General features: G+C 65.1%; 21 protein-coding genes. 13 read left to right on the top strand and 8 right to left on the bottom strand.

All coding sequences use genetic code 11. The features are described from left to right. Position 1 precedes the first annotated feature (1 nt). The 7 genes from OKW43_RS19935 to OKW43_RS19965 all read left to right on the top strand — a co-directional run bounded on the left by OKW43_RS19935 (position 2) and on the right by OKW43_RS19965 (position 10,111). Positions 2-4,048: a cellulose synthase subunit BcsC-related outer membrane protein gene (locus OKW43_RS19935; protein ID WP_429449294.1), complete on the top strand. Its 4,047-nt coding sequence runs from the start codon at positions 2-4 to the stop codon at positions 4,046-4,048. Between the two features lie 52 nt (positions 4,049-4,100). Next, the gene (locus OKW43_RS19940; RefSeq protein WP_429449296.1) at positions 4,101-4,751 is read left to right on the top strand and encodes an SGNH/GDSL hydrolase family protein; all 651 of its coding nucleotides are present in this window, start codon (positions 4,101-4,103) and stop codon (positions 4,749-4,751) included. 50 nt (positions 4,752-4,801) lie between these two features. Next, entirely contained in the window at positions 4,802-5,497 is a 696-nt protein-coding gene (locus OKW43_RS19945; RefSeq protein WP_429449298.1) for a cell division protein FtsQ, read from the top strand. 153 nt (positions 5,498-5,650) lie between these two features. Continuing rightward, positions 5,651-7,060: an MBOAT family O-acyltransferase gene (locus OKW43_RS19950; protein ID WP_429449300.1), complete on the top strand. Its 1,410-nt coding sequence runs from the start codon at positions 5,651-5,653 to the stop codon at positions 7,058-7,060. 4 nt (positions 7,061-7,064) lie between these two features. Then, positions 7,065-8,240, top strand: a complete 1,176-nt coding sequence (locus OKW43_RS19955; protein WP_429449302.1) for an alginate O-acetyltransferase AlgX-related protein — start codon at positions 7,065-7,067, stop codon at positions 8,238-8,240. Next, a complete protein-coding gene (locus OKW43_RS19960; RefSeq protein WP_429449304.1) occupies positions 8,218-9,882 on the top strand; it encodes a glycoside hydrolase family 44 protein in 1,665 nt (554 codons plus the stop codon). Before OKW43_RS19955 ends, OKW43_RS19960 begins: the two co-directional genes overlap by 23 nt. A gap of 13 nt (positions 9,883-9,895) precedes the next feature. After that, positions 9,896-10,111 carry a hypothetical protein gene (locus OKW43_RS19965; protein ID WP_187632887.1) on the top strand — a complete coding sequence of 72 codons (216 nt, stop codon included), beginning with the start codon at positions 9,896-9,898 and terminating at the stop codon, positions 10,109-10,111. A gap of 16 nt (positions 10,112-10,127) precedes the next feature. Here the strand turns inward: OKW43_RS19965 and OKW43_RS19970 are convergent, their stop codons facing one another. Continuing rightward, positions 10,128-10,757 carry a LysE/ArgO family amino acid transporter gene (locus OKW43_RS19970; RefSeq protein ID WP_187632886.1) on the bottom strand — a complete coding sequence of 210 codons (630 nt, stop codon included), beginning with the start codon at positions 10,755-10,757 and terminating at the stop codon, positions 10,128-10,130. Positions 10,758-10,873: 116 nt separating this feature from the next. On the opposite strand from OKW43_RS19970, the gene OKW43_RS19975 reads away from it, so the two are divergent. Then, entirely contained in the window at positions 10,874-11,767 is an 894-nt protein-coding gene (locus OKW43_RS19975; protein ID WP_429449307.1) for a LysR family transcriptional regulator ArgP, read from the top strand. Positions 11,768-11,803: 36 nt separating this feature from the next. Here OKW43_RS19975 and OKW43_RS19980 read toward each other — a convergent pair whose 3' ends face one another. Then, positions 11,804-12,754: a LysR substrate-binding domain-containing protein gene (locus OKW43_RS19980; protein ID WP_429449309.1), complete on the bottom strand. Its 951-nt coding sequence runs from the start codon at positions 12,752-12,754 to the stop codon at positions 11,804-11,806. 115 nt (positions 12,755-12,869) lie between these two features. Here OKW43_RS19980 and OKW43_RS19985 point away from each other — a divergent pair, with 115 nt between their 5' ends. Both OKW43_RS19985 and OKW43_RS19990 read left to right on the top strand, forming a co-directional pair. Beyond that, positions 12,870-14,042, top strand: a complete 1,173-nt coding sequence (locus OKW43_RS19985; RefSeq protein WP_429449311.1) for a M20 aminoacylase family protein — start codon at positions 12,870-12,872, stop codon at positions 14,040-14,042. 58 nt (positions 14,043-14,100) lie between these two features. Next, complete coding sequence (locus OKW43_RS19990; RefSeq protein WP_429449313.1) at positions 14,101-15,483, top strand: MFS transporter; 1,383 nt, start codon at positions 14,101-14,103, stop codon at positions 15,481-15,483. A gap of 64 nt (positions 15,484-15,547) precedes the next feature. Here OKW43_RS19990 and OKW43_RS19995 read toward each other — a convergent pair whose 3' ends face one another. The 4 genes from OKW43_RS19995 to OKW43_RS20010 all read right to left on the bottom strand — a co-directional run bounded on the left by OKW43_RS19995 (position 15,548) and on the right by OKW43_RS20010 (position 19,005). Further along, positions 15,548-16,198: a 2OG-Fe(II) oxygenase gene (locus OKW43_RS19995; protein ID WP_429449315.1), complete on the bottom strand. Its 651-nt coding sequence runs from the start codon at positions 16,196-16,198 to the stop codon at positions 15,548-15,550. Further along, positions 16,195-16,392, bottom strand: coding sequence for a hypothetical protein (locus tag OKW43_RS20000; RefSeq protein ID WP_429449317.1), 198 nt, complete (start codon positions 16,390-16,392; stop codon positions 16,195-16,197). The genes OKW43_RS19995 and OKW43_RS20000 overlap by 4 nt, the downstream gene beginning before the upstream one ends. Positions 16,393-16,639: 247 nt before the next feature. Then, positions 16,640-17,908: an MFS transporter gene (locus tag OKW43_RS20005; protein ID WP_429449319.1), complete on the bottom strand. Its 1,269-nt coding sequence runs from the start codon at positions 17,906-17,908 to the stop codon at positions 16,640-16,642. Next, complete coding sequence (locus OKW43_RS20010; protein ID WP_429449322.1) at positions 17,905-19,005, bottom strand: PRC-barrel domain containing protein; 1,101 nt, start codon at positions 19,003-19,005, stop codon at positions 17,905-17,907. Before OKW43_RS20010 ends, OKW43_RS20005 begins: the two co-directional genes overlap by 4 nt. A gap of 367 nt (positions 19,006-19,372) precedes the next feature. On the opposite strand from OKW43_RS20010, the gene OKW43_RS20015 reads away from it, so the two are divergent. Beyond that, positions 19,373-20,767 carry an NCS2 family permease gene (locus OKW43_RS20015; RefSeq protein WP_429451733.1) on the top strand — a complete coding sequence of 465 codons (1,395 nt, stop codon included), beginning with the start codon at positions 19,373-19,375 and terminating at the stop codon, positions 20,765-20,767. 93 nt (positions 20,768-20,860) lie between these two features. Then, entirely contained in the window at positions 20,861-21,607 is a 747-nt protein-coding gene (locus OKW43_RS20020; protein ID WP_429449324.1) for a DUF899 domain-containing protein, read from the top strand. Between the two features lie 83 nt (positions 21,608-21,690). Here the strand turns inward: OKW43_RS20020 and OKW43_RS20025 are convergent, their stop codons facing one another. Together OKW43_RS20025 and OKW43_RS20030 are read right to left on the bottom strand one after the other, a co-directional pair. Further along, entirely contained in the window at positions 21,691-21,873 is a 183-nt protein-coding gene (locus OKW43_RS20025) for a hypothetical protein (protein WP_429449326.1), read from the bottom strand. Between the two features lie 130 nt (positions 21,874-22,003). Next, a complete protein-coding gene (locus tag OKW43_RS20030; RefSeq protein WP_187632877.1) occupies positions 22,004-22,918 on the bottom strand; it encodes an NAD-dependent epimerase/dehydratase family protein in 915 nt (304 codons plus the stop codon). 104 nt (positions 22,919-23,022) lie between these two features. On the opposite strand from OKW43_RS20030, the gene OKW43_RS20035 reads away from it, so the two are divergent. Further along, complete coding sequence (locus OKW43_RS20035) at positions 23,023-23,946, top strand: LysR substrate-binding domain-containing protein (RefSeq protein WP_429449328.1); 924 nt, start codon at positions 23,023-23,025, stop codon at positions 23,944-23,946. Positions 23,947-24,017: the final 71 nt, after the last annotated feature.

Here is a 24,017-nt window from a genome sequence, read left to right on the forward strand (position 1 = left end):
CATGTCAGTCAGACGCAGCCGCAACCGGGCCTGGATTCTCGGACTGATGGTCGCCTCGGTCGGCCACCCGGGCTGGGCGCAGGATGCTACGTCCAACATGCTGCTGGAACAGGGCCGCTACTGGCAAACGCATGACAAGCCCGATCTGGCCGCGCAATCCTGGTCGAAACTGCTGCTGAGCGACCCGAAGCAGCCCGAGGCGCTGTACGGGATGGGCACGATCGCCGTCGGCAAGCAGCAGTTCGCGGCGGCGAACGGGTATCTGGCCAGACTTCGTGCGGCCGCGCCGGGCAGCCGCTTCGTGCCGCTGCTCGAGCAGACCTTGCGCCTCGCGGTCGAACCGGGTAAGTCCACGTTCGCCAAGGCGCGCCAGATGGCGCAAGACGCCGTCAACCAGAAGGACCAGGCCGCGTTGTTGGCGGCCATCACCGAATATAACAAGGCCTTGGGCGGTAAAGCGCCGCAGGGCAGTGTGGCGCGAGAGTATTACAGCTATCTGGGCTATACGGATGGCGGCGTGGATCAGGCCATCCAGGGCCTCGAGCGCCTGAATGCCGAGACGCCGAACGATCCGAACCTCATGTTGCTGCTGGCCCAGCATATGGTGCGCGACGAACAGGATCGCGCGGCGGGTGTCGCCCTTCTGGAAAAGCTTGCCGCTCGTCCGGACATCGGCGGCGAAGCGACGGAAGTCTGGCGCTCCGTGCTGACTTGGGTCACGCCCACGCCGAAAAACAGATCGTGGTTTGAAGACTATCTGAAGCTGCATCCGGACGACGACGAAATACGCCATCAGATGCTGGCGCCGCATCCGCTCGCACCTGCCGGTCCGGTCGTGGATGCACGACTGACACGCGGTTTCGCCGCGTTCAAGTCAGGCGACATCACCACGGCCGAGCAGTCCTTTTCCGCTGTGCTGCGTGACAAACCCGACAGCACGGATGCGCTGGGGGGACTGGGCCTCGTGCGCATGCAGCAAGGCGACCTGGCGCAGGCGCAGACGCTGCTGTCGCGGGCGGTGTCGCGTCCGGGCGCGGGCGCGAACTGGGCCAAGGCCCTCAATTCCGCGCGCTACTGGCTGCTGGTGAACCAGGCCGAGGGCGCGCAAAACGTGGGCGACTTCGCCGCCGCGCGACGCGAACTCGATCAGGCGTTGCGGCTGGATCCAGCCGAGCCGGGCGGGCGCAATGCGTCGGCCCGGTTGTATGCGGCGCAGGGCGATCTGACGCGTGCTGAAAAGGGCTACCGCGACGTGCTGGCGACAAGCCCCGATAACCGCGAGGCGGTCAGCGGCCTCATCGATATCCTGGCGCAGACGGGACGCGCTGATGAGGCCCACAAGTTGATCGACGGCATGTCACGCGAACAGAAGGCCGGCATCGGCGGGCTCGATCGGCTGCGCGCCGCCGTCGCCGCCGGTCGGGCCGATGCCGCTGCGCAGCGTGGCGATCTGAGCGCGGCCCGGCACATTCTGGAAGACGCCCAGCGCAGCGCGCCCGACAACCCGTGGATTCGTCTGGAACTGGCGCGTTACGATCTCAAACAGGGTCATGCCGACGAAGCGAAGCAACTCGTCGACGGCCTGCTCGTCACGAACCCGGACAACCCCGAAGCGCTCTATGCGAGCGCGCTGCTGGCCATGCAGATGGGCGACTGGACGCGCGCGCAGGACACGATGACGCGCATCTCCACCGCCTCGCGCACGCCGAACATGGTTGCGACGGCGCAGCAGATCGATTTTCAGATGGTCGTGGCGCAAGCCTCGCAAACGGCGCTCGAAGGCAATCCGGAGGATGCGCGCAGTATGCTGGCGCGGCTCGAACCCGCGGCGGGTCAAGACCCGGCCAAGGTGGGCGCGTTGGCGCAGGCGTATGTCGACGCGGGCAACACGCCGCGCGCCATGAGCCTGATGCACGGGCTGATGCCTAACGGTCTGAAGGGCAGCGGTCCGGATGTGCAACTGGCTTATCTGGGCCTGTTGCTCAAGACCGGCCAGAACGTGCAGGCCGGGCTCGCGATGCGCGAGTTGCACGGCCAGACGCTGAGCGCGGACCAGCGCCGGCAACTGGACGAGCTCAACTACCTCTACACCGTGCGACTGGCTGACCAGCAACGTCAGCAAGGTGACCTCGCGCAGGCCTACGACACGCTGGCGCCGATCCTCGCGAAGCGGCCCGACGACAGCCTCGCCACGGCCGCGCTCGCGCGCATGTACGCCGCCGATGACAAGTATGACCAGGCACTGTCGCTTTACCAGAAGGCGCTCGTCAACGACCCCAACAATCCGGGTTTGCAACTGGGCGTCGCGATGGCGGCAGTGCAGGCCGGCAAGAACAGCGTTGCCGATGCGGCATTGAAAGAGGCCGTTGCGAAGGCGCCCAACGATCCCGACGTGCTGGCCGGCGCCGCGCGCATTTACGTCATGCAGGGCAAGACTCGCGAAGCGCAGTCGCTGCTGGAATCCGCCATTGCCGCCAAGGAAAAGCGGCTCGGCGTGCAAGCGCAAGACGTCCACGTGGCGGGCAATCCCTTTGTCCACCACGACGACGGTCACCGTCGTCAGGTCCGCCACGGTCGCCTGCCCGCTGCCGAAACGTTCGCCCCGCAACCCGCGGCGCCGGATAGCGTGCTGGCGAACCAGAAGCCTGGATTCGGGCCCGCTGCTGCTCCGGCTGCTACCGCGGCGAGCGCGACTGCCTCGACCGTGACATCCACGGCTGCGCGCGAGCGCTCGTCCTCTGGTCCATCCGCTCTGCCAACTGTGGCGGGCACGCCGGTCGGCGGCCTGGCGCCGCAAGACACGGTCGCGGTGAGCGAGCCTCGGGACGGTTCGCCGTCGCTCGAGGAAATGCGTAACGAACTCAGCGACCTCCGAGCGCAGCGTTCACCGGAAGTCAGGGGTGGGCTGTTCGTCTCGTCGAACAACGCAGCACCCGGTACGGGTCAGTTGACGAGCGTGCAGCAAGCTCTGGAAGGGGTACTGCCGGTCGACAACGGCAAGCTTTCCATTCGCGTGACGCCGGTTGAACTCGCGGGCGGCACGTTGGGTACCGACGTCTTCAGCGCCAGTCAGTTCGGCGGCGGCCCGGCCGCCACCCGGGCGCAGCAGGCCGGCAAGGTCGCCGCACCGGGGAAACAGACCGCCTACGGCGTCGGTCTGGGTCTCGGCTACGAGACTGGGAACTGGATGGCCGACATCGGCACGACGCCTTTGGGTTTCAAGTACACCAATGTCGTTGGCGGCGTGACGTTCAGGAACTCCATCGATGCCGGGCAGGGCAGTTGGTTCAACGTGGGCGTGTCGCGCCGCGCCGTGACGGACAGCATCACGTCTTTTGCTGGCTCGACCGATTCGCGATCCGGCTTGAGCTGGGGTGGCGTGACCGCCACCGGCGTGCATGGTGCGATCGGCCTCGACAATCAGGACTACGGCGTCTACGGCTACGGTTCCGTGAAATACCTGGATGGTCATAACGTCCGGTCCAACGTCGGTGCCGAGGTCGGCGCCGGGACATACTGGTACCTCCTACGCACGGAAAACAGCATGCTGAGCGCGGGCGTGAACCTGAGCGGCATGATCTACGACCATAACGAAAACAACTTCACCTACGGCAACGGCGGCTACTTCAGCCCGCAGCGGTTCTATGCGTTCAACCTGCCGCTCACGTGGGCGCAGCGTTCAGAGCGCTGGACCTACAAGCTGCAAGGGGCCGTCGGTGTGCAGTACTACCACCAGGCCGGCTCGCCGTATTTCCCGAGCGACAGCGGGTTGCAGGCCGCAGCAGTCTCAGCGGCATCGACCATTGGCCTCGCCGACGGCGCGATCCATCCCGACCAGTCCTCGACCGGCTTCGGCTACAACCTGCTGGCCACGGCCGAATACCGCTTCACCAATCATCTGACTGGCGGAGCCTCGGTGGGCGCCAACAACTCGTCCAGCTACCGGCAGTGGGCGGCGGGCCTGTATCTGCGCTATGCCCTTGCGCCACAGACGAAGGCGCTGGATATGCCGGTCATCCCTTACCAGTCGCATTACAGCGATCAGTAGCCCGCCATACTGATCCATCGGACATTGATTATTTTTCAGGAGTCGAAGAGTCATGCTTGCTTCCGTACTTGCTGGCCTCAGCATTCTCATAGTCGGCGATAGCCATCTGAGCGAACCCGGTTATCTCATCGATACGTTGCAGGATCAGTTGATCGCCGCTGGCGCGCAGGTGCATACCTACAGCGTCTGCGGCAGTATTCCTGGCGATTGGGTGAAGTCCGCGCCCGGCACATGCGGTGGCGCCGAGCGCAACGGCAAGGCGCCCCTGGTCATCGACCACAACGCGAAGACCCAACCCGTCGATCAATTGATCGCCGCGAACAAGGCCAAGCTCGTCATCATCGTCCAGGGCGACACGATCGGCGGATACGGCAAGGACGATTTCCCGAAGGCCTGGGCCTGGCAGCAGGTCACGGCGCTGACGCAAGACCTGGCCGCCAACAAGACGGCTTGCGTCTGGGTAGGGCCGGTCTGGGGCACGGAGGGCGGCAAGTATCAGAAGAGCTTCGCCCGTGTGAAGCAGCTGTCGTCTTTCCTCGCCGCCAACGTCGCGCCGTGTCAGTACATCGACTCGCTCACGTTTTCCAGGCCGGGCGAATGGGCGACGGTCGATGGTCAGCATTTGACGACGACCGGCTACAAGTACTGGGGCACGGACATCATGAAGGCACTGGTCAAGCTGCCTGTCGTTCCGCAGAAATAACGCGCCGGGCTTCGAGCTGCGCCTGCCCAGGTCTCCCGTTTGAGAAAAGAATGAAAAATTTCCTCTCCTCCCTGTTGTTGTCCGGCTTCGCTCTGTCCGGTCTCGGTTTGTCCGTGCAGCCGGCCATGGCCGCAGAAATTCCGCTATACCCGACCGGTCCCGCGGAGGACTCGTCGTTCGTGCGTTTTGTCGATGGCGGTTCGGGTCCGGTCGACGTGAGCGCGGCGGGGTCGAAAGCGCGTCTGACGCTCGACGCCGCGAACCCGGCCACTCACTTCCTTCCGATCGCCGCAGGCAAACCAGTGGCCGGCACACTCAGAGCCGGCAGCGCGCACCGGGACGTATCGGCGACGGTGCAGCCTGGCGAGTTCGTCAGCATCGTTGCGCTCGATGGCGCGGATAAAGCGGGTGGCCTGCATACGGTGACGGTCCGCGAAAAACCCGACGACTTCAATGCGCTCAAAGCTTCGGTGGCTTTCTACAATCTCGACGCCGGCTGCGCGACACCCATGCTGAAAGTGCCGGGTCGCGACATCGTGCTGCTCGACGGCGTGGCTGTGGGACAAGCCAGGCGGCGCCAGGTCAACCCGGTCGCCCTCTCGGTGCAACTGGTCTGCGGCGGCCAGCCTGTGGGGCAGCCACTCAGCCTGGGTACGCTCGCGGCGGGGCAGCGTTATACGGTGTTGCTCGTGCCGGGCGGGGCGCATTCGCGCATCTTCATTGCGAACGACGCGGTGAGCCACTGATCGCATTTGCGCCTCCTCCTTGAAAGCGACGCCGCTCATCGCCGATTTCCGGCCGTTCCCCGTTTTTCATCTGGTTACGACGGGCAGAGCGGGGTTCGGTGTGTTTCGCGATGGCGCGTCGGTCCAGATATCTTTTTCGATTGAGAACGATGCATGGTTTTCGCGTCCCTCGAGTTCCTGACGCTGTTTCTGCCGGCCTTTCTGGCGATCTACGTCGCGTTGCCCGCGCGTTGGCGCAATGGCGTGCTGCTGTTTTGCAGCTGGCTTTTCTACGGCTGGTGGAGCCCGGTCTTTCTGCTGCTGTTCATCGCGCTGACCTTCTGGGGCTGGTTCGGCGGCATGGTCATAGACAGGGCGCCGAGCCAGCGTGCACGCGGTGGCTGGCTGGCCGTGTTCATCGTCGTCAACGTCCTGATATTGGGCTGGTACAAGTACGCCAACATCGTGGTCGATAGTCTCGACAGTGTGCTGGGGGCAGGCCATGCAGGGTCCATCCCCTGGCGACACGTCGTGCTGCCTATCGGGCTTTCGTTCATCGTGCTGCAATCCATCTCCTATCTGATCGACGTGCAGCGCGGCACGGTGGCGGCTGATCGCAGCATGATCCGTTACGGCGCCTATCAAGGGATGTTCGTGCATCTGATCGCGGGGCCGATCATTCGCTATGCGTGGGTGAGGCGCGAACTGGTGTCGCGCGAGGTCGACTGGGACGGTTTTGCGGCCGGCGCAAGGCGGCTCATGGTGGGCATGAGCATGAAGGTGCTGGTGGCCGACACACTCTCGCCAATGGTCGACGCGATCTTCTCGTTGCACGCGCCCACGCTGGCCGACGCCTGGCTGGGCTGCGGTTTTTACACGCTGCAGTTGTTCTTCGATTTCGCGGGCTACAGCGCCATGGCCATCGGGTTGGGGCAGATGCTGGGCTTTCGCTTTCCCGAGAACTTCAACCATCCGTACCTTGCCAGCAGCATTCAGGATTTCTGGCGCCGTTGGCACCTGTCGTTGTCGAGCTGGATACGCGATTACCTGTACATCCCGCTAGGCGGCAACCGCCACGGTGAGTGGCAAGCCTGCCGCAATCTGTTGCTGACCATGGCGATCGCCGGCCTGTGGCACGGCGGCGATAGCTGGAACTTCCTGCTGTGGGGCCTCGTTCATGGCATCGCCCTGATGGTCGCCCGCCTCTGGCGCCGGTTCGATATGCTGAGCATGCCGTCCCGGTTATCGCACGTGCTGACGCTGGTTTTCGTCATGCTCGCGTGGACACTGTTTCGCGCGGCGGGTTTCGATGCCGCGCTCGCCATGTATCGCGGCCAGTTCGGTTTGAATGGCATCGGCTTGAGCGACGCGACGCTCGTGCAGCTGCGGCCCGTGCACGCTCTGGCTGCCGGGTTGGGCATTGTGTGCGTGCTGCTGCCGCTCTGGCAACAGCGTTGGGATAGCCTTCCCGACACGGCGCTGCGGCAGCTATGGCAGGCGGGGTGGCCGCTAGCGGGTTTTCTGTTGTCGTTCGGTCTGATCGTCGCGCGCGGCGCGGTGCCTTTCCTCTACTTCCAGTTCTGACGCCATGGAAGATCCCAAGCCGCTACCTCAATTACCCGCCTCGCGCGCCAGCAAGATCGCTGCCGTCATCCTGATGGTCTTCCAGTTCGCGGGCCTGCTTTCCAATCTCAGGTTCGCGTCGACGACCGAATCGGTGTTGCCTCATGCCGTGACCCGGGCCGGCATTCTGGACGGTGCGGTATCGAAAGAACTCGCCAATCGCATGGCCGATACGCCGATCGCCGCCGACGCGGCGCGCGCGCAGCGTGCGCTGGGCTGGCTGACGCTGCACGATCTGGGGCAGCGCGTGCGGCAGGGATGCCCGGGCTGGTTGTTCCTGCGCGACGAACTCAGCGTGGATGCCGATAGCGACAGTCATCTCGCCACGCGCGCGGACACGGTGGCCGCCGTGCAGCGCGGCCTGGCGAGGCACGGTATCGCGTTGCTGGTCGTCGTGGTGCCCGACAAGTCGCGTATCGAGCCGCAACATCTGTGCAGTCTGTATCGTCCGGTTTCGTTGGGTGCGCGTCTCGCTGACTGGACCTCGCGTCTGACCGCTGACGGCGTGCAGGTGCTGGATCTAAGTCCGGCGCTGCGTGGCGCGCCGGGCGGCGCTTTTTTTCGGACTGACACGCACTGGACCGAGGACGGCGCGGGCGCCGCGGCGCAGGCCGTGGCGCAGCGCATCCGTGCGATGGGGGTCCCGCTGGGTTCGAGTAAGCCCGACTATCGCGTCACAGACAAGCCTCCCGGCCGGCGGCCCGGCGATCTTGTGCGTCTGGCCGGCCTGGATGATTTGCCGCCGTCCTGGCAGCCGAGGCCTGAGATTGCGGCCAGCCGGGACTACATTCCTCAGGCTCAGGCGGCCGCGTCAGCCGACGATCTGTTCGGCGATGCCGATCTGCCTGGCATCGCCGTGATCGGCACTTCTTATTCGACGACGTCCGATTTCGTGCCTCAGCTCGCTTTGGCACTCGGAACAGGCGTGGGTAATTTCGCACGCGAGGGCGGCAAGTTCGGCGGCTCGGCGCGCGCCTATTTCGCGAGTCCGGCTTATGCTCAGACACCGCCCAAGCTCGTCGTTTGGGAATTGGACGAACGGGATCTGCAGTCGCCGCTCGAAGCGGAAGATACGGTCGTCGTGCCGAAATCCAGCGCCATAGACTCACGGACTCCGCATGTCGAAGCCAGCACACTTTAACTGCCATAGCTTGATGACGATGATGCTAGGGGCGGGCGCGCTGCTATACGCCGATCTGCCCATGGCTGCGCCGCTGCCGGTGATCATTACGGTGGATGCCGCGGCCAACCGACATCCAATCAGCCCGCTCATCTATGGCTTGAACTTCGGGACGGCGGATATCCTGCGGGATCTGCGCGTGCCGATCAACCGCTCGGGCGGCAACACCGCTTCGGCTTACAACTGGCGGGTCGACGCTCACAACACGGGCCAGGACTGGTTTTTCGAAAGCCTGCCGACCGATCCAAAAGACATCTACCAATATAACGACCGTTTCGCGGCGCTTACCCGTGACGCACACGCTTCCCCGATGCTGACCATCCCGATGATCGGCAGGGTAGCGCGACTCGATAAGGACGGTAAGCCGCTCGTCAGTTTTTCGGTCAACAGGTACGGCAAGCAGCAGAGTGTCGACGCTCACGGTTTGTCTGACGCGGGCAACGGCATCGCAGCCGACGGCACACCTATCAAGAACGACCCGGACGATGCTTCGTTGCTGGACGATCCGCAGAGCCAGCAGGAGCGCGTCAGGCAACTCACGCGTGGATCCGGTAGTGCCGGCTCGGACGGTGTGCATTACTACCTGATGGACAATGAGCCGAGTCTGTGGCAACTCAACCATCGCGACATGCATCCCATCGGCGCCCATGCCAGCGAGGTAGCGAACAAGGTGATCGCCTATTCGCACGCCGTGAAGGCGGCAGACCCGGGCGCGCGGGTCGTGGCACCGGAAGAGTGGGGTTGGACCGGGTATCGCTTTAGCGGCTTCGATCAGCAGTACTTCGCCGCGCACGGTCAGGGCAATCCGCCGGACAGGGAAAACGAAACGCGAGGCATGGATTACGTCCCATGGCTGCTCACGCAATGGAAGCAGGCCGGCCGCCCTATCGACGTTTTCAGCCTGCACTTTTACCCGCAGGGCGGAGAATTCAAGGAAAACCAGAATGCGGCCACGGCTGAGGCGCCTGCCATTGAACTCACCCGCAACCGCTCCACGCGCGACCTGTGGGATACGAACTACAAGGACCCGACCTGGATCAACAGCGTGGTGGCCCTGATCCCGATGATGCGGCGGTGGGTCGACAGCTATTACTACGCGGGTACACCGATCGCGCTGACGGAATACAGCTGGGGCGGCAATACGACCATGAACGGCGCCACGGCCCAAGCCGACGTGCTGGGCATCTTTGGCCGGGAAGGGTTGGACATTGCCACGCGCTGGGGCACATTGAATCGGGACATGCCGGTCTACAAGGCGATCAAGCTCTATCGCAACTACGATGGCCAGGGCTCGGGCTTTGGCACCACCAGCATCGCCGACACGCAGCCCGACCCGGATCGGGTCTCGTCTTTTGCCGCCGTGCGTGATCACGACCGCGTCATGACCATCGTGGTTATCAACAAGCAGCTTGATCAACCGGCTGACGCCACAATTGCGATCAACAACTTTGATGTGACTCAAGGCAAAGCCCAGACCTGGCAACTCATGGACAATGCCATATCCCGTCTGCACGACACCGACTATGCGAGCGGCCAATTGCACCTTACTCTGCCGCCGAAAACCGTAACCTTGCTGGTTTTGCACGGCGCGGGCCGGCAATGACTCCGTTACTCGCATGCTGGTGCGGGCCAATTCCGGCCCGGTGCTGTATGACTTTGGGCATCATCCGCCGCTTATGAAGCGCTTGAGCACCCGCTTGATGACGCGAAAGGGGTGCTTAACCTTGGCACGGATGCCGGCCGTGCTCGCGCGGCTGATGAATCTGGCGCCGCGCGACGAAGCCGATGCGCCAGCCGCCCGAGGCGAACCGCACGACTCGGCGCAGAAATAAGGCCCGCGTCGAACGTTCAACGCAACTGCGTGAACGCGAGCAGCAACACCATGCTGCCGATCGCGCCATCCAGCACGCGCCACGCGGTTGCGCGGCGAAACAGCGGCGCGAGCATGCGCGCCCCATAGCCGAGTCCGAGGAACCAGACCGCGCTGACCGTCATCGCGCCGAGCGCGAAGGCGACCCGCGCGCCTTCCGGCTCACGCGCGCCGGCCGTGCCGATCAGCAGAAACGTGTCCAGATAGACGTGCGGATTGAGCCACGTGAACGCGAGTGTCATCAGCACGATCGGCAGCGCGCGTTGCAAGTGTGGCGCTTGGTCGGCGGATGCGCCGGCCGAGCCATCCAGCACCGCGTGTCCGGGCCGCACCGCGCGGCGCAGCGCGCTGATGCCGAACCAGGCGAGATACGCGAGGCCGACATAGAGCATCGCGTGCACGAAGCGCGGGTAACGCTCCATCAGCACCGCGGCGCCGCCGACGCCCGCGCCGATCAGAATGAAATCCGATAGCGTGCACAACAGCACGATCTTGCCGACGTGCGAGCGCATGATGCCCTGCCGCAGCACGAACGCGTTCTGCGCGCCGATCGTGACGATCAGCGATGCACACAGCGCCGCGCCATGGGAAAAAGACAACCAGTTCATAAACGGTCCGGGGAAAAGGAAGCAGTGGGATAGACGGGAACATCCAACAGCGCTAGTCTGCGAGTTCGCGTCTCATAAGAGAAGCTAATTTACTTAATGCCGATTAAGGAGCGCTAATGCTCGACTACGCGTTGCTCGACGCGCTGGCCGCGGTGGTCCGTCACGGCTCGTTCGACCGTGCCGCGAGCGAACTCAATATCACGCCGTCCGCGGTGTCGCAGCGGGTCAAGCTGCTCGAGGAGCGGGTCGGCAGCGTGCTCGTGAAGCGCGGCCAGCCGTGCGTCGCGACCACCTCCGGCGCGCTGCTATGCCGCCATACCGAGCGCGTGCAACTGCTCGAAGCGGAGTTGAACGGCCGCCTGCCGGCACGGCCCGGCGCGCTCGTCGAGCCGTGGCCGGCACTACGCGTCGCGGTCAACGACGACAGCGCCGGCACCTGGTTCATCGACGCGGTCGCACCGTTCTGCGTCGAACGCGAGATGCTGCTCGACCTCGTGATCGACGACCAGGACTACACCGCGCAGCGCATTCGCGACGGCAGCGTGCAGGGCGCGATCACGACGCAGGCCGAACCGGTGCAGGGCTGCCGCTCGACGCGTCTGGGCCGCATGCGATACCTCGCGGTCTGCTCACCCGCGTTTTTCGCGCGCTATTTCGCCGACGGCGTCACGCGCGACAGCCTGCGGCGCACACCGTGCGTCGACTTCAATCCGAAGGATCGGCTGCAAAAGCGCTTCATGCGGCGCATCACGCGCGCGGAGCTCGATCCGCCGCTGCACTGGATTCCCCACGTCGCCGGCTTTTTGCGCGCGTGCGTGATGAGCCTCGGCTGGGGCATGTGCCCCGAGCGGATGATCGCCGGGCATCTGCAGCGCGGCGAACTGGTCGAGATCGCGCCGGGCAAGCATATCGACGTCGAGCTGTACTGGCAGAGCTGGCGGCTGTCGATCGGCTGGCTCGACGATTTCAGCGCGATGCTCAGAAAGCGGGCGGGGGAGTTTCTCGATTGACTACGCGGCGTGCCGCATGAAAAACCGCGCCAGCCGCTACAGCAACAGCTCGATCGAATGAAACAGCCGGCGCTGCTCGGGGTCCTGCGAGCGCGCGCCTTCGTCGATCGTCTCGCGCAGGCAGTCGAGAAAGCAGGCGGCCGTGGGGCTCATGGGCGCGCCACGCCGCGACGTAATGCTGATGATGGTTTCGTCCAGCGTTTCGCGCAGCGGCAGCGCCCACAGGTTTTCCTTCGCGCGTATCACCTCGACGAGCGGCCACGGAAAGATGCTGACCATGTCCGTGTGAGCGAGCAGGCCGAGCACGATCGCGAGCGAATGCGCGAGCACGATCGTGTGCGGCACCCGCATGCCGCGCTTGACGAACAGATTGTTCGACATCGACTCGCGGCTCGCCGGGTCCCAGTTCAGTATCCATTCCGCGTCTTCGAGGTCGAGCAGCGTGCGGCATCCGGCCTTCGGATGGTCGCGCCGCGCGACCACCGCAGCATGCGTCGAAAAAAGCGGCGCGTTCTGAAACTCCGACTGTGGCGACGCGGGCGGCGGCCGGCCGATCGAAAAATCGAGGCTGCCGTCGCGAAGACGCGGCTGCACGACCGCGAGCAGGCCCTCGAAGAATTCGAGCTGCACGTCCGGCATCCGCTCGCGAAAGCGCTGCACGGCGGGCGGCAGAAAAGTCAGCGCGACCCAGGGCGTGACGCCGATCGACAGCTTGCCAGCTGCGGCTCCGCGCAACGCCTCGATCTCGGCTTGCGCGCGCTGCAACTGGCCGAGCACGAGCCGCGCATGCACGACGAGCGCGCGGCCGAACTCGGTGAACGCGACACCGCTCGCGCTGCGCACGACGAGCGGCGCGTGCAGATCGGCTTCGAGCTCGCGCATCGCTTTGGTCACGGCGGCCGGCGAAAGTCCCAGCGAGCGGGCTGCGGCCCGGATACTCCCGGTATCCGCGATCGCCGCCAACGTATTGAGCTGATGCAGTTTCATCCGAATGCGAAGCGTGAAGGGGGCAACCAAGGGTTGGCACCGCAACGATTCTACGCCTGCCGCCCGAATATCGGCGCCGCTATGCTGGGTTCACGCTGACAGGAAGAGAGACGGCATGAACACGATGGTCATTCCGGCGGGCATCGCCGAAGTCGAAGCAGAAATGATCGCGCTGCGACACAGCATCCACGCGCACCCGGAGCTGGCCTACGAGGAGTTCGCGACCGGCGATCTGGTCGCCGAACGCCTGCGGGAGTGGGGCTACAGCGTGCATCGCGGCATCGGGCGCACGGGCGTGGTCGGGCAACTGAAGGTCGGCAACGGCGCGCGCCGGCTCGGCCTGCGCGCCGACATGGACGCGCTGCCGATCCACGAAACCACTGGCCTGCCGTATGCGAGCAAGCTGGCCGGCAAGATGCACGCATGCGGTCACGACGGCCATACGGCGATGCTGCTCGCCGCCGCGAAGCATCTGGCGCGCGAAAAAAGCTTCGACGGCACGCTGAATCTGATCTTCCAGCCGGCCGAGGAAGGACTTGCCGGCGCGAAGAAGATGCTCGACGACGGCCTGTTCGAGCAGTTTCCCTGCGACGCCGTGTTCGCGATGCACAACATGCCGGGCTTTCCCACCGGCAAGCTCGGCTTCATGCCGGGGTCGTTCATGGCGTCGTCGGATACGGTGATCGTCAAGGTGATCGGCCGCGGCGGTCATGGCGCGATGCCGCACAAGGCGGTCGATCCGGTCGTCGTATGCGCGCAGATCGTGCTCGCGTTGCAGTCGATCGTGTCGCGCAATATCGCGCCGCTCGATATGTCGATCATCACGGTCGGCGCGATTCACGCGGGCGAAGCGCCGAACGTGATCCCCGAAACGGCCGAGATGCGCCTGTCGGTGCGCGCGCTGCGGCCCGAGGTGCGTGACCATCTGCAGCAGCGCATTACCGAGGTCGCGACCGGTCAGGCGGCGGTGTTCGGCGCGCGTGCCGAGGTCGACTATCAGCGCCGCTACCCGGTGCTCGTCAACGATGCGGCCATGACCGCGCTCGCGCGCCAGGTCGCGCTCGACTGGCTGGGCGAGGACGGGCTGATTCGCGACATGCAGCCGTTGACCGGCAGCGAGGACTTCGCGTTCCTGCTCGAACGCTGCGCGGGCAGCTATCTGATCATCGGCAATGGCGACGGCGAGGGCGGCTGCATGGTCCACAACCCCGGCTACGACTTCAACGACGCTTGCCTCGCGACCGGCGCGGCTTACTGGGCCAAGCTCGCGCAGACGTTCCTCGTTTGACGCGGTGACGGCTCGCGCGCCGTGCCGTAGCAGCAACAAGATCACGATGGAGACATAGATGGACTATTCCGCCACACCGCGGCCCGCGAGCGCCAATGGGCTCGAAGCGCTCGATGCGCAGCGCCTCGCCGACGAGCCTCGAAAGCGCCTCGGCCATGCGAAGGCAATCGCCGCGATCACGCTCGGCAACGGCCTCGAGTTTTTCGACTTCACGATCTACAGCTTCTTCGCGACGATCATCGGCAAGCTGTATTTCCCGGTCGAAGGACAACTGGTGCAACTGATGCTCGCGGTCGGCACGTTCGGCGTCGGCTTCATCATGCGGCCGGTGGGCGGCGTCGTGCTGGGCGGCTACGCGGACCGCGCGGGACGCAAGGCCGCGATGAGCCTGACGCTGTGGCTGATGACGCTCGGTTCCGCGATCATCGCGTTTGCGCCGACTTATGCGGCGATTGGCGTCGCGGCGCCGCTGCTCGTGATTCTCGCGCGGCTGATCCAGGGTTTCGCGCTGGGAGGGGAGGTGGGCGCATCGACGGCGCTGCTGCTCGAATACGGCAGCGATCGCACGCGTGGTTTTTACGGCAGCTGGCAGTTCGTGAGCCAGGGGATGAACACGGTGGTGGGCTCGCTGCTCGGCGTCGCGCTGGCCGCGTCGCTGTCGCGGGCCGCGCTCGAAAGCTGGGGTTGGCGCGTGCCGTTCGTGATCGGCATGGCGATGGGGCCGATCGGCATCTATATCCGACGGCATCTCGACGAGACGCTGCCGGGTATCGAAGATGGCGCGGCAGCGGCGGGCGGAGTGGTGGCGCAGGCTGCTTCGCAATCGCCGTCGCTGCCCGTGCGCGACCTGTTCCGCGACCACGCGCGCTCGATCACGACCGGCGTGCTGACGACGATCGGCGGCACCGCGGCGAACTACATCGTGCTGTTCTATCTGTCGACGTACGCGATCCGCATCCTGCATCTGCCGATGGCGACCGCGCTATGGGCCGCATGGACCGGCGCGGTGGTCACGGTAATCTGCTCGCCGTTCGCGGGCGCGCTGTCCGATCGGATCGGCCGCAAGCGCGTGCTGTGGGTGTCGCGCGTGCTGCTGATTCTCGCCGTCTACCCAGCGTTCATGATGATCAACGCGTCGCCGACGGTGCCGGTGCTGCTCGCGGTGGTCGTCGGCCTCGCGCTGCTCGTCACGTTCACCGCGGTGCCCAATATCGTGATGCTGCCCGAGCTGTTTCCGCGCGCGATCCGCGCGACCGGCATGTCGATCGTGTACTGCCTCGGCGTGTCGATTTTCGGCGGCTTCGCGCAGTTTTTCGCGACCTGGCTGATCCAGATTTCGGGCAGCAATCTCGCGCCGGCGTGGTATCTGATCGGCTGCAGCGTCGTGTCGTTGCTGCCGCTGCCGTTTATGCGCGAGACTGCGGGCAGGGCGATCGATTGATGTGAGGGTGACTGCGGTTGGCTGAAAAACGAGCGCCCCCCGGGAGGCCTGCCGTGTGTGCGCGTTAGTCGTTAGTCTCTTTGTGATAGACGTGCTTGTTCTCAACGATGCCCTTCGGGAAAACCTTGCGCACAAGACCACGCGCGGTCGCGTCGGCCCGCAGCACGACATCGCGCACCCGTTGCTCAGGGCGTCCGCGAAACGACGTCGGGTGAAAGTATTCCGCGTCGCCAACCGGCTGACTTGAGAAGTAGTAGTTCGACACGCAGCAACGCGCTTCGCTGGTCAGGTTCGGTGATACTGAATGCCACGAATGCTGGTTGGTGACCATCACGGCAAGCCGGTTGAACTTGCTGACGATCGTGACCGGCTCTCCCTTCGGGCCCTCTGGCCACACTTCGAGATTGCAGCCGTTTTCGGCCCGCCAGCCTGGCGACACGTAATACAGCAAGTTCAGCACGCGGTAACGCTGGCGATCCTTGTCGTGCGAATTATCAAGATGCGGGTTCAGGAAGTGACCTTGGCCCATCATCGAGATGCCCCCCGCGTAAAGGTGTTCGTCCGGGTCGAGCGACGTGAGGCCGGTGATTTGTGAAACGAGCTTCACCACTTCCGGTTGCTGGAAAGCGTATAGCGCTTCCTCCAGGATCGGCGCGTGCTGATTCATTTGCGCTGAAACGTATTTGAGTTCGCGCAGGCTCTTGCGAAGCATCATTGTCGATGCATCGGGAAAGCCTTACGCATCTTCATGGCAAGTTCTTCAGGAAGAATGTCGTCGATGAAGAAGTGATTAACAGGTGCGCTTTCCTGCCACTGGCGCCGAGCGGCATCCGTATTGTCTCGCAGCCGTGCTGCGATCAACTCGCCAATGCCAGTCCGTTGCAACCCGATAGCTTCGATCGCTTCCATGTCCGCTCCTTGACCAACGTGAAGGAAGATTCATACAACCGGCGATAGTTGCCGCAGCACGGCAATAATCTGCACAATCATCGGTCTGTCTCACGTAACAGAATGTGCGGAAGCTCTCGTTTGTAAGCTGCTTGTATTGCGATGAGTAGATCTCTGTATGTTCTGCGCCCGCGGTGGATGCCTAAGCCGCCTCTTTCGCCATTCGCACCGCGGCGCTAAAACAAACGCCGCGCGTCACTCACGCGACTCACCTCGCCGCCGACTTCCCACGACCGGTCACGGCGGCGCCATTGCCATCGCCGTTGCTGGCCGCCGCCGCGTCGCGCGTCTCGGGCATCGCCGCCCACACCAGCAACACCGCGAGCGCACCGGCCGCCGCGAGACAGAAGAAGCTCACCGCATTGCCGAAATGATCGGCGACGAAGCCCGCCGCCGTCGTGCTCAGCGTCGCGCCGATGCCTGCCGCTAGCCCGAACAGGCCGATACAGAGGTTATAGCGGCCCTTGTCGCCGGCGACGTCGGCGGCGATCAGCGGCAGCATCACGCCGAACACCGCGGCGCTCAAACCGTCGAGCATCTGCACCGGCACGAGCAGATAAGGGCTGCTGATGCCCGCGAACAGCAGCGCGCGGATCGGCAGCGCGGAGAAGCCGAGCAACAGGATCGGCCGGCGGCCCCAGCGTTCGGCCGAGCGCCCGACCCACGGCGACATCATCGCGACGATCGCCTGCGGCACGATGATGCACGCCGCGATCACGAGCTGCACGTTGTCTCCCATGCCGGCCGTCACTTCGCCGGCGGCCAGGTTCAGCATCGCCGCGTTCGACAGATGGAACAGCACGATGCACGCGGCGAATAGCAGCATGCGCCGGTCGCGCAGCAGCTCGCGCAGGCTTTCGCGCCGCTCGAGCTGCTCGGGAGTGGGCGCCGCCTGCGGCAGCTCGATCGTGTCGGTGCGCTGGATCATCGCAAGGGCGAACAGCGCGGGAACCGCGAGGCCCGCGGTCAGAACGAACACCGCGCGCGGCGAGTAGTACTCGCCGAACAGGCCCATCAGACTGGCCGCGACCGCGCTGCCGATCGACGCCCAGCGCGCGTTGCGGCCGAGCCGGTCGCCGAGATTCGCGCGACCCACCAGCGCGAACGAGATCGCCGCGAGCGCCGGCGTCAGCATGCAGCTCGCGAAGCCGTGGAACACTTCTGCGGCGATCACCGGCAGCACGGTCGGGCTCACCGCGAGCAGCATCGCGCTCAGGATGATCGCGCCGATCGCCCACGCGGCCGCGGCCTTCTTGTTGCGCAACGCGTCGACCGCGGCGCCGCCGGGCACCTGGCTGACCATCGCGCTGATCGTGCCGACCGACAGCACCATGCCGATCTCGCCCTGTGTCCACTTGTGCGACGCGAGGTACGACGCGATGAACGGCCCGAAGCCCGTCTGCACGTTGGCGACGAAGAAGTTGAGCCAATCGAGCGCGCGCAGACTTCGCGCCGTGACAAAGGTACGGACCGTCATCGGACCGCCCGTGCGTTTGAAACCGCGACCGCCGTCGACGCGGCCGCCGTCGACGCGGCCGCCGGCGCCGAGGCCGCCGGCGCGGCGCTCGCCGCGGGCGCGGCAGGCGGCGCCGGCGACACCGCGCGGATCGGTTTGTCGCTCGCATAGAGCGGCGTCGCGTTGATCTGCGCGTCGCTCAGATCGATCTGCGGATGTAGTTCCTTGTCGCGCGTGACGAAGCGCAACGCCGACCAGTTCGCGGCGATCGTGCGCCGGTCGGTGCTGACCAAGTCGCCCACGTCGAGCACGATCGCCTGCGGTTGCGCGTTGCCGTCGATCAGCACATCGATAACGCGCCCCACCTTGGCGCCATTCGCGCGCTCGACGGTCGCATCGAGCAGCGGCAGTTCCAGCGGGTTCGACTTGTTCGCGGTGCTCGGCACGGCCGTCGGGTTCAGCGTGATCGGCGCCCCCTTCGCGGTCGGTGTGAAGCGGAACGCGCCCCATGGGAAGTTGACCTTGCGGTCGCCGACGCCGAGGAAGCCCTGCAGATTGACGATCATCTCGCGCGGCTTGCCGGCCGCGTCGGCGGTCATGTCGACGGCGCGGCCGACCACCTTGCCGTCGGGCTTCTGCACCGGGCTGTCGAGCAGCGCGCGCGCGTCGCTGCGCTCGATCGTGCGCAGCACGATCAGCGGCGGCGGTGGTGGGGGCGGCGGCGGAGCCGGCACGACGACGGGCGGCGGCGGTTCGACCTTGTGCGGCTTCACGACCGGCTTCTTCGGTTTCTTCGGCTCCTCGGGCCCCTCGTTCGCCTCGGTCTCGACCGGCTGCGGCGCGGAAGCCGCGACCGGCGCGCTAGCCGGCTCGACGGGCATCACCGTCGCCTCGACGATCGGCGCCTGCTGCGTACCCCACAGCAGGCTGCTGCAGCCGGACAGCGCGGCGAGCGCGAACAGCGCCGCCATCATCCACAGCCAGCGGAACAGACGAAGCAGATCGAGCGAATCGGGCGAATCGGGCGAATCGAGCGGTCCAGGCGGGGCGATCGGGACAATCGGGACAATCGGGACAATCGGCAGGCGCCGGGCGGGGCGCGGAAAACCGCCAGTCATCAGGAAAAACTCCACGGGCTGTGCGGACAGGCGCGATGAGCCGCCGCGGTTGGATGGGTACGGCCCAGAGTTTAACCTGCGCTGCCGCGTGGGCAGGCTTTCGCGAACGGCGTGGAAGGCTGTTTCGCGGATGGCCGAATCCGGTAGGTGTAAACGCGCGGCGCGCTCGCGCGAGCGACCGTCGCGCAAAAGTTATACGTCGCGCGACATGTCCGGCATGCCATTCATGCGATTGGACACATAGTTGTGTTCACCTACATTTCGACTCAGAAAAGCGCTACCCACACCGACAAATCCACGAGACGAACCTGATGACGGCCGCTCAAGCGGCCGTTTCAGCACGCTGATAAAGGAGGCACTCATCATGATGGAACCCCAGGCCCTCGCGAATTCCGACGTCGCGAGCGAATCCTTCGACACCGAGCCATTCCACCCCAAGGGCTTTCTCGACCGCTACTTCGACATTTCCGCGCGCGGCAGCACGCAGCGCCAGGAGATCGTCGCGGGCATCACGACCTTTCTCGCGATGGTCTATTCCGTGTTCGTCGTGCCGGGCATGTTCGGCAAGGCCGGTTTCGACACCAGCGCGGTGTTCGTCGCCGTCTGTTTGACGACGGCGTTCGGCTCGCTGCTGATGGGCGCGTGGGCGCGTCTGCCAATTGCGATCGGCTGCGCGATCTCGCTGACCGCGTTTACCGCGTTCGGGCTCGTGCTCGGCAAGGGCCTGCATCCGAACGTCGCGCTCGGCGCGGTGTTTCTGATGGGGGTCGTGTTCACCGCGATTTCGGTGACCGGCGTGCGCTCGTGGATCCTGCGCAATCTGCCGGCCGGCATCGCGCATGGCACCGGGATCGGCATCGGCCTGTTCCTGCTGCTGATCGCCGCGAACGACGTCGGGCTCGTGGTCAAGAATCCGGGGGTCGGGCTGCCGGTGTCGCTCGGGCAGATTACGGCATTGCCGGCGTTGATGTCGGTCGCCGGACTCGCCGCGATCGTCGGGCTCGTGCGGCGGCGCGTGCCGGGTTCGATCCTGATCGTGATCGTCGCGATCTCGGCGATCGGGCTCGCGATCGATCCGGCCGTGGCGTTTCATGGTGTGTTCGCGGTGCCGTCGTTGAGCGCGCCGGGTCATGCGTCGCTGATCGGCGCGATGGACGTGAAGGGCGCGCTGTCGATGGCGGTGCTGCCGAGCGTGCTCGCGCTCGTGATGACCGCCGTGTTCGACGCGACCGGCACGATCCGCGCGGTCGCGGGCCAGGCGGGCCAGCTCGACGAGAACGGCCGCATCATCAACGGCGGCCGCGCGCTGACCGCCGATTCGCTGAGCTCGATCTTCTCGGGCCTGCTCGGCGGCGCGCCGGCGGCCGCCTATATCGAGTCGACGGTCGGCGTCGCGGCGGGCGCGAAGACGGGGATGGCGGCGGCGGTGGTCGGTCTGCTGTTTCTCGTCGTGATGTTTTTCTCGCCGCTCGCCGCGCTGGTGCCTTCGTATGCGACCGCGCCCGCGCTGATGTACGTGGGGCTGCTGATGCTGTCCAACGTGAGCAAGCTGCATATGGACGACATGGTCGACGCGATGGCGGGGCTCGTGTGCGCGGTGTTCATCGTGCTGACCGCGAACATCGTGACCGGCATCATGCTCGGCTTCGCCACGCTCGTGATCGGACGCGTGGTTAGCGGCGAGTATCGCAAGCTCAATGTGGGCACCGTGGCGATCGCGGTGGTGCTGGTCGGGTTTTATCTCGGCGGCTGGGCGATTTGAGTTGAGTGGCGGGTATTGGCAGGTCTGCACCTTGACTTTCGCGCCAGCGCTTCTAAACCATAACCGTATGGTCACGAGGAAAAGGAGACGCAGATGGAACCGCAACATCGCATCGCCAGTCGCGAAGAGTGGCTTGCCGCGAGCCGCGCGCTGCTCGCCGAAGAAAAAGCGCATATGCGCGCCGGTGACGAACTCGCGCGCAAGCGTCGGGAGTTGCCGTGGGTCAAGGTCGAAAAGCTTTATACGTTCGAAACGCCGGAAGGCCGCAAGACGCTCGCGGAGCTGTTCGATGGCCGCAGCCAGCTGATCGTTTATCACTTCATGCTGGGCCCCGACTGGCAGGAAGGTTGCGTCGGCTGCTCGTTCCTGTCGGACCATATGACCGGCATACTCACACATCTCGTTCATCACGACGTCAGCTACGTGACGGTATCGCACGCGCCGCTCGCGAAGATCGACGCGTTCAAACGGCGCATGGGATGGACCTTCCCGTGGGTGTCGTCGAGCGGAAGCGATTTCAATTTCGACTACCACGTGTCGTTCACGCCGGAGCAACTGGCGAGCAAAAAGGCGTTCTACAACTTCACCGAGCAGGACGTCGGCATCGACGAACAGCACGGCCACAGCGTGTTCTACAAGGACGAAAGCGGCGACGTGTACCACACGTACTCATGTTACGGGCGCGGCGACGAGCGCTTCGTGAACACGTATGCGCTTCTGGACATCGCGCCAAAAGGCCGTAACGAGAACAGCAATCTGACCGACTGGGTCAGGCATCACGACCGCTATGACGACCACGCGCAGGCGGTTTGTCCGGCGTGCGGATCGTATACGGTGTGACGGGGTGAAACGTGTGGACCAAGAGCGCGACGGGCGCGCGCGCCGCGCTAGCCGGCGCGCCGCCTCTGCGCTGCATGAATGCGCTACAGCGCCATCTCGAAGGCGGGTCTGAGGAACAGCTCCATCGCCATGACGATGAGGCTCATCACCGCGGCGGCGAGCGTCAGCACGCCGTATTCGTCGTAGCGCGTGTCGTACAGACACGCGACGACGAACAGAATCGCCATCAGGTTGGTCAGCCAGTCGAAGTTCAGCGCGAAGCTCATCGGTCGAATCGGGGCGTGTGTGCGACGGTGGAATCGCACCGTCAGGTGCCCGCGATTCTATCGAAAGGAGCTTACGGATTCGCAACGGCCGCGCTTACACAGCTTACGTCGCGCGGCGCGCAAAGCCGCGTCAAACGGTGCTTTGCGGCACCATCATGGCGCGCTCGATCCATTCGATTACCGACGTGCGCCGCGGTTGCCAGCCGAGCAGCTTGCGCGCGCGTTCGCCGCGCACGCGGCTGTTCGAGCCAAGACCGTACGAGGCCATTTCATAGCCCCACTCCTGTTTCGCGTCTTCGAGCGGCCAGTCCTGCGGCGCGTCGAGCTTCATCGCGCGTGCGATCGCTGCGCTCATGTCGCGGAACGACGCTTCGCCGCTTTCGACGAAATAGAACGTGCCGGCAGGGGTTTTATCGAGCGCGAGCCGATACAGCTCGGCGACGTCGTCGATATGCACGTTCGACCAGATGTTGCCGCCGCTGCCCACATGACGCACGACGCCGCTCTTCTGCGCCTGGCGCACGAGCCGCGGCAACTGCACGCTCGCGCTGCCGGCCACCGCGCCGTGACCGTAGATCAGCGTATTGCACAGCACGGCCGAGCGAACGTTGCGTTGCGCGGCGTCGAGCACCAGTTGATCGATTGCGACGCGCGCGGCCTTGTCGGCGCTCGGCGTGGGCAGCGCGTCTTCGTGATAGATGCGTGCTTCACCCGCTTCGCCGCCCGACGCATCGCCGACGATGCTCGACCCGCTCGTGTGCAGGAACACCTTGCCCGAACCCGCGAGTCCGTCGATCAGCGCGCGCACCGCGCCTTCGTGATCGCTGCTCGCGGCGTTGACGACGGCGTCTGCCGCTTGCGCTTCGGCGCTCAGCAACGCGCGGTTCTCGAGCGTGCCGAGCACCGGTTCGATGCCGAGCCGTTGCAACTCGGCGCTGTGTTCGGGCTTGCGAATCAGCCCGCGCACCTGATGGCCGGCGCGCGCCAGATGCGCCGCGACCGAGCCGCCAATAAAACCGCTTGCGCCAGTAACGAAAATCTTCAAGACGTTCTCCTGATGGAAAGACTGCTACAGGCACGCAGTATCGCTCGCGCGGATTCTCGCAAAAAGCGTGTTAGTCTCAAATCAATCTTGATTTGAAATCAACAATGAAAACGTCCACCGACGAGTTGCTCGTGTTCGTCACCGTGATCGACAGCGGCTCGATTACCGCGGCGGCCGAGAAGCTGGGGCAGACCGTCTCCGGCGTGAGCCGCGCGCTCACGCGGCTCGAGCGGAAGCTCGACACCGCGCTGGTGACGCGTACGACGCGGCGCCTGCATCTGACCGAGGAGGGCGACGCGTTCCTGCGGCGCGCCCGCGCGATTCTCGACGCGCTCGAAGAGGCCGAGGAATCGGTCGCGCGCGGCCGCCGACGGCCGTCGGGGCGCTTGCGCGTCGACGCGGCGTCGCCGTTCATGCTGCATTGCGTGGCGCCGCATATGACCGCGTTTTCGGCGCTGTATCCGGAGATCCGGCTCGAGCTGACCAGCAACGAGCGGATCGTCGATCTGCTCGAGCAGAAGGTCGACATCGCGATTCGCATCGGCGCGCTGCAGGATTCGACGCTGCATGCGCGCGCGCTCGGCGACAGCAGGCTGCGCGTGCTCGCGAGTCCGGCATATCTGGCTGAGCACGGCGAGCCGGCGACGCTCGACGCGTTGCGCGCGCATCGGCTGATCGGTTTTACGGCGCCGGAACATCTGAATCGCTGGCCGCTGCGCGCGGGCGGCAACGGGCGTCGCAAAAGCCGGGCTCGACATGACGAAGCCGCGCTGCTGAAGATCGAACCGTCGATCACCGCGTCGAGCGGCGAAACCTTGCGGCAACTGGCGTTATCCGGCTGGGGCATCGCCTGTCTGGCCGACTTCATGACCGCCGCCGACGTGCGCGAAAACCGCCTCGTGCCGATTCTCGGCAACCTGCTTGTCGATGAACGGCAACCGGTGCATGCGGTGTACTACCAGAGCGCATCGCTCGCGGGGCGCGTGCAGTGCTTTCTGGATTTCATCGCGGCGCGGGTCAAGCTGTAATCGCGCGTCAGGAGGGTGTATATACAACTGTGGAGAAAACCACGGCGGCCCATGCCGACCCCAGGCGTCCC

This window comes from Paraburkholderia sp. WC7.3g (assembly GCF_050436345.1).
Taxonomy (GTDB): Bacteria; Pseudomonadota; Gammaproteobacteria; order Burkholderiales; family Burkholderiaceae; genus Paraburkholderia; species Paraburkholderia podalyriae.

Excerpts from the sequence above, each read along its gene's own strand:
- OKW43_RS19955 (WP_429449302.1), top strand. The coding sequence starts at position 7,065 with ATGGAAGATCCCAAGCCGCTACCTCAATTACCCGCCTCGCGCGCCAGC.
- OKW43_RS19960 (WP_429449304.1), top strand. The coding sequence starts at position 8,218 with ATGTCGAAGCCAGCACACTTTAACTGCCATAGCTTGATGACGATGATG.
- OKW43_RS20035 (WP_429449328.1), top strand. The coding sequence starts at position 23,023 with ATGAAAACGTCCACCGACGAGTTGCTCGTGTTCGTCACCGTGATCGAC.
- OKW43_RS20010 (WP_429449322.1), bottom strand. The coding sequence starts at position 19,005 with ATGACTGGCGGTTTTCCGCGCCCCGCCCGGCGCCTGCCGATTGTCCCG.
- OKW43_RS19990 (WP_429449313.1), top strand. The coding sequence starts at position 14,101 with ATGGACTATTCCGCCACACCGCGGCCCGCGAGCGCCAATGGGCTCGAA.
- OKW43_RS20000 (WP_429449317.1), bottom strand. The coding sequence starts at position 16,392 with ATGGAAGCGATCGAAGCTATCGGGTTGCAACGGACTGGCATTGGCGAG.
- OKW43_RS19935 (WP_429449294.1), top strand. The coding sequence starts at position 2 with ATGTCAGTCAGACGCAGCCGCAACCGGGCCTGGATTCTCGGACTGATG.
- OKW43_RS19950 (WP_429449300.1), top strand. The coding sequence starts at position 5,651 with ATGGTTTTCGCGTCCCTCGAGTTCCTGACGCTGTTTCTGCCGGCCTTT.
- OKW43_RS19970 (WP_187632886.1), bottom strand. The coding sequence starts at position 10,757 with ATGAACTGGTTGTCTTTTTCCCATGGCGCGGCGCTGTGTGCATCGCTG.
- OKW43_RS19985 (WP_429449311.1), top strand. The coding sequence starts at position 12,870 with ATGAACACGATGGTCATTCCGGCGGGCATCGCCGAAGTCGAAGCAGAA.
- OKW43_RS20020 (WP_429449324.1), top strand. The coding sequence starts at position 20,861 with ATGGAACCGCAACATCGCATCGCCAGTCGCGAAGAGTGGCTTGCCGCG.
- OKW43_RS19965 (WP_187632887.1), top strand. The coding sequence starts at position 9,896 with ATGCTGGTGCGGGCCAATTCCGGCCCGGTGCTGTATGACTTTGGGCAT.
- OKW43_RS19945 (WP_429449298.1), top strand. The coding sequence starts at position 4,802 with ATGAAAAATTTCCTCTCCTCCCTGTTGTTGTCCGGCTTCGCTCTGTCC.
- OKW43_RS20025 (WP_429449326.1), bottom strand. The coding sequence starts at position 21,873 with ATGAGCTTCGCGCTGAACTTCGACTGGCTGACCAACCTGATGGCGATT.
- OKW43_RS19995 (WP_429449315.1), bottom strand. The coding sequence starts at position 16,198 with ATGATGCTTCGCAAGAGCCTGCGCGAACTCAAATACGTTTCAGCGCAA.
- OKW43_RS19940 (WP_429449296.1), top strand. The coding sequence starts at position 4,101 with ATGCTTGCTTCCGTACTTGCTGGCCTCAGCATTCTCATAGTCGGCGAT.
- OKW43_RS20015 (WP_429451733.1), top strand. The coding sequence starts at position 19,373 with ATGGAACCCCAGGCCCTCGCGAATTCCGACGTCGCGAGCGAATCCTTC.
- OKW43_RS19975 (WP_429449307.1), top strand. The coding sequence starts at position 10,874 with ATGCTCGACTACGCGTTGCTCGACGCGCTGGCCGCGGTGGTCCGTCAC.
- OKW43_RS20005 (WP_429449319.1), bottom strand. The coding sequence starts at position 17,908 with ATGACGGTCCGTACCTTTGTCACGGCGCGAAGTCTGCGCGCGCTCGAT.
- OKW43_RS19980 (WP_429449309.1), bottom strand. The coding sequence starts at position 12,754 with ATGAAACTGCATCAGCTCAATACGTTGGCGGCGATCGCGGATACCGGG.